This window comes from Coprobacillus cateniformis, from assembly GCF_009767585.1.
Classification (GTDB): domain Bacteria; phylum Bacillota_I; class Bacilli_A; order Erysipelotrichales; family Coprobacillaceae; genus Coprobacillus; species Coprobacillus cateniformis.
Genome location: NZ_WSNW01000011.1, coordinates 1 through 3,957, shown reverse-complemented (window position 1 = coordinate 3,957; position 3,957 = coordinate 1). Strand labels below are relative to the sequence as shown.

The 3,957-nt window shown below is 34.1% G+C and carries 4 protein-coding genes and 1 pseudogene; all 5 read right to left on the bottom strand.

The annotated features are described in order from the left end of the window. Nucleotides 1-1,182, bottom strand: a 1,182-nt coding sequence (locus GQF29_RS18085) for an RHS repeat-associated core domain-containing protein (RefSeq protein ID WP_336603418.1), incomplete at its 3' end; no start/stop codon positions are given. Between the two features lie 576 nt (nucleotides 1,183-1,758). Then, nucleotides 1,759-2,025 (bottom strand): DUF1871 family protein, encoded by a 267-nt coding sequence (locus GQF29_RS18075; protein WP_008787400.1) that lies wholly within the window; start codon nucleotides 2,023-2,025, stop codon nucleotides 1,759-1,761. A gap of 55 nt (nucleotides 2,026-2,080) precedes the next feature. Further along, entirely contained in the window at nucleotides 2,081-2,368 is a 288-nt protein-coding gene (locus GQF29_RS18070; protein ID WP_008787399.1) for a hypothetical protein, read from the bottom strand. Nucleotides 2,369-3,194: 826 nt separating this feature from the next. Next, nucleotides 3,195-3,485, bottom strand: a complete 291-nt coding sequence (locus GQF29_RS18065) for a hypothetical protein (protein ID WP_008787397.1) — start codon at nucleotides 3,483-3,485, stop codon at nucleotides 3,195-3,197. Between the two features lie 13 nt (nucleotides 3,486-3,498). After that, nucleotides 3,499-3,957 (bottom strand): annotated as a pseudogene (locus tag GQF29_RS18060) (hypothetical protein); the annotation flags it as partial.

Sequence of the window (3,957 nt, the reverse complement as noted above, 5' to 3'; positions counted from 1 at the left end):
CCATGGTACAAATGTTGTATATAGCCAGTTTCCATATGCATGATACTGCTTGCTTCCGACATGATAGACTGCATCTTCCCATCTGCCTCCACTGTATGTCCCTGTATCTCTCCATATCTTGACTGGCTTATATTCCCTTGGATGAGACCAGATGTACTCCATCATATCTCTACTATGCTCATTCATATTTGTTACATACTGCTCTGTTAACTGTTTGGTTCCATATGAATAATTATAAATAGTATTAATCTTTGATGCAGTATTCACTCTTACACCTGGAAAGTTACAGGCCTGTGTTCTCACATAATTTAATAGTTCTATTGCCTTTGATATATACGTCTTATGGATAGTACTTGCACAACTATATCCTACGCTTGATTGTACAGCAGATTCATTCACATTTCCAGCATGTTTTATGGTTTCGCATATGATTTTATATTTTCCTACCAGTACAATTTCTGAGTCTTCTGATCTTATTATTCTTTTTAGTGAATAATTGATTGATATATAATCAAGATCCATTGTGTCACAATAAGCTTTGACTGCTTCATTCAAAAGACTCTTATCCATACTGTTATACTTTCTATATGCTTCATCTATTCCATGATTTTTGGCATATTCAACAAATGACTCTTTCTGTTTCTTCTGCTCTGCTGCCTTCTTTTTTGCAGATTCTTGTTTTTTCTTTTCTTGATCAACCTTATCTGCGACTTTCCTTATAGTGTTGCTTGATCTACTGATAATTGAATTGACAACATTCTTTACGACTTTGACTGCCTGCTGAATGATTTTCTTGTTTACAAAGTCTGCTGCCTTCTTAACTGTATTGACAATCGCCTTTGTAACAGTTTTAGCTCCATTATAGATTGTACTGATAGCCTTCTTTGCCCCATTATATATATCCGACACTACTTTTTGTATTCCATCCCATAAATCGCCCAGCCACGAATGTCCACTGGGATCCTTATACATAGATGGATTGTTCAATGCATAGATATACTGATTGTATTCACTTGCATTTCTCTCTCCCAGATAGTTATCTCTTGACAGGAAGCGTCCATTTGCTGTCTCATAGTATCTTGCTCTAAGATACTGGTAGTTGTACTCCGTATTCTCTCCTCTATAGGCATAGCTGTCATTGATATTCTCTAGACTTTTTCCAAAGTCATCATACGTAAAGATATGCTTATCCAGTCCATCATCACTGATGACACTTCCTTGTCTTTCAACTCCCTATCTTCATACTTATTGATTGTACCAAATAGCTAAAGACGAGTGTAATTCTTATGATTAACTTTAGTCAAGAAATACTCCAATGGCAATCCTAACAATCTACGTATTAACTCATCATCTTTGAGGATATCTAATACGACACTTAGATAATCAATCTTGATACTTAATTCTTTCTTTGATATGTTTATGTCCTCCTTGTCTTCCACACAGTAACTGCCCACAGAGAAGTGATTTGTTGCATATTTATAAAAATTTATCATATTATTTTAAATCATAAGATTCTACAACAAAGAACTTTGCAGTCGTAAATCAACTGCAAAGCCTTATGTAGAGACTATTTCCTGCTCTTTGGTCTGTATGTGTAGGGCGGTGTTACTAATGCGCCCTATAAGGATTGTCACTACGCTCCAATCCAAGCCACCTCCCTTGCTTACACTTCGTACGCTAGGAGTGGCTTGAAGCTTCAACTTCTTACCAGAGCTTCACAAAAAAGGAGCTTATAAAGCTCCGATTCTTAAACTAATATCAATTTATCGACTGCAAAATACTATCAGCTACAATCATACAATCTTCTATAGTATTTAAAAATACATCTTCACCAAACGTCTTTTTGAAGACATTGTAAATGATTTCTGATAAATATTGATGTTCAATATTTACTTTGTCTTCAATAACACTATATATTTTATTTATTTCATAATCGTATTCATCAGGCGGAGCAAATGGTAATAAATCAATAGGGTCCCATTCATCTATGATTTTCTTTATGCGTTCTTTTTTTATATTATTCATGCCTTTTACTTATCCTTCCTTTAAAAAATATTTAACGATGTAATCTTGAAAATGATTATTTACCTTTACCAAACAATTTATCTACGATCTCTAGCATATTAGCATCAAAATTTGCGCTTGACCAAGTTGTCACTAATTTCCCATTTGAAGTAACAACAGCAACACCATCACGAGAAACAAAAGCATATTTACCATTTCCTTGAGATAATGCTTTACCATTTGCTACATAGCTATCTACCATTTCTTGATTAATCCCACGTTTAACCATTGAGTCATTCGTAGCATGGTCAGCATATTGCTCCCAATCTACTTTTAAACTTGGCTTTTCTACATAAGTACCCATTTTACCAAAATCATCACCAAATTCAGCTCCACTAGCTCCCTGCGGGCTGGGTTTGACTACTTATTTTTTAAGTGGTCAAATACTGGATATGTCCTTATTTTACCACGTTTTCTTTGCTTTTTCATCTTCTCTTATGCACTTGCTTTACTTTCTTCTCTTTTGGTAGGTATTTGATAGGCTGTTTTCCTCTTCATCATACTGTAAATGATGTTCACTAATCTTCTCATGATACATAATAATGCTTGTATCTTTGTCTTTCCCTCTGCTATTTTGCATTCAAAATAAGCTCGCATAATTGGGTTGCGTGCTTCGCCTTTGGTATTTACCTGTATTTGTTGCATAGTTTAGAAAAGTTTTCTATTCTCTTCACAATGAAACACAAATGCAAATGTGAATTTGTCTACCATTTTAGAAAACATTTTATCTTTTCTACTATTATTACAAATGAAAGGTAACGAATTGGCAAGATTCTTAAAATTACTTACACTATTACTACTGTTGCAAAGACCTTAATTCCGTAAAATGAGCAAAACTTCATTAAACATTTATATTTACTCCTATTTTTTGGCATAAAACTGTGCAGTAAAAAAACAGGATTTAAGCCATTAAAATAACCTATTTCCTGTTTCTTGGTGTGTATGTGTAGGGCGGTGTTACTTGTCGCCCACACAAGGATTGTCAATAACGCTTCAATCCTCAAGCCCTTCCCTCTGCTTACACTTCGTACACAGAGAGGACTTGATTGAGTTGCAAATTCAACCTGTTAATTTTTGACAAAGAAAAAGAGCACTCTCACTATGAATACTCTTTCTCTGATGTATATTATTTAATTTTTAATTTCTCTAACAATAATACCTTTTTTAGTGGCGCAATCATTTATTTCTTTTATTAAATTATTTCTATAGATTGCTATTGCAGCATGTATCTCTCTTTCTCCATCCCCACCTTCATATTCGGGAAAAATAATATAATTGGTTTGGTCCATTTTTTTAATAATGAATTCATTCCCCTCAAATTCTCCATTTCTGATATGAAATGATGTGATGAACAAAATAATATCATCATATAACTCTTGCGTGTTAATTTCTGATTGTAAAAATCTTTCTAAAACGTTCATGATATTTTCCTTTCTATTTAACAGGAAATGCACTTAGCATACCTCCATCTTCTGATAAAACAATCTTAATTAGCGTTTCACCCTTAGTTCCAATAACTTTCCCTACATCAATAATAATTTCATAACTTTGAGACCCAAGCTTTGTTATGCCATTGTCTGCTATGGTTTTAATTGTTCCATTCTTTAACCCTTCTCTTAATATTACTTCTGCCTCTGCCTTGGAACCTCCTAGAAATTTAGTTCCATTACCACCACTAGTTGATAGATGTTTTGGCTTTACATAAGCATCATCAAGATTAAACCTTTTTAAGACATCTTTTCCTTTATTAAATATTGAATTAGCTCCACTAACTCCCTGATAGCCACCATTAGATGAAGAGGGAGGTGCATAGCCTGGACTTGTATTTCCTGATGAAGCATATCCTTTTGATGTACTGTTTCCTGTACTTCCATGTCCCCCTGAACTTGTTGT

Bases quoted from the DNA above. Each gene is read 5' to 3' on its own strand.
- GQF29_RS18075 (WP_008787400.1), bottom strand. From the start codon at position 2,025: ATGAATAATATAAAAAAAGAACGCATAAAGAAAATCATAGATGAATGG.
- GQF29_RS18070 (WP_008787399.1), bottom strand. From the start codon at position 2,368: ATGGGTACTTATGTAGAAAAGCCAAGTTTAAAAGTAGATTGGGAGCAA.
- GQF29_RS18065 (WP_008787397.1), bottom strand. From the start codon at position 3,485: ATGAACGTTTTAGAAAGATTTTTACAATCAGAAATTAACACGCAAGAG.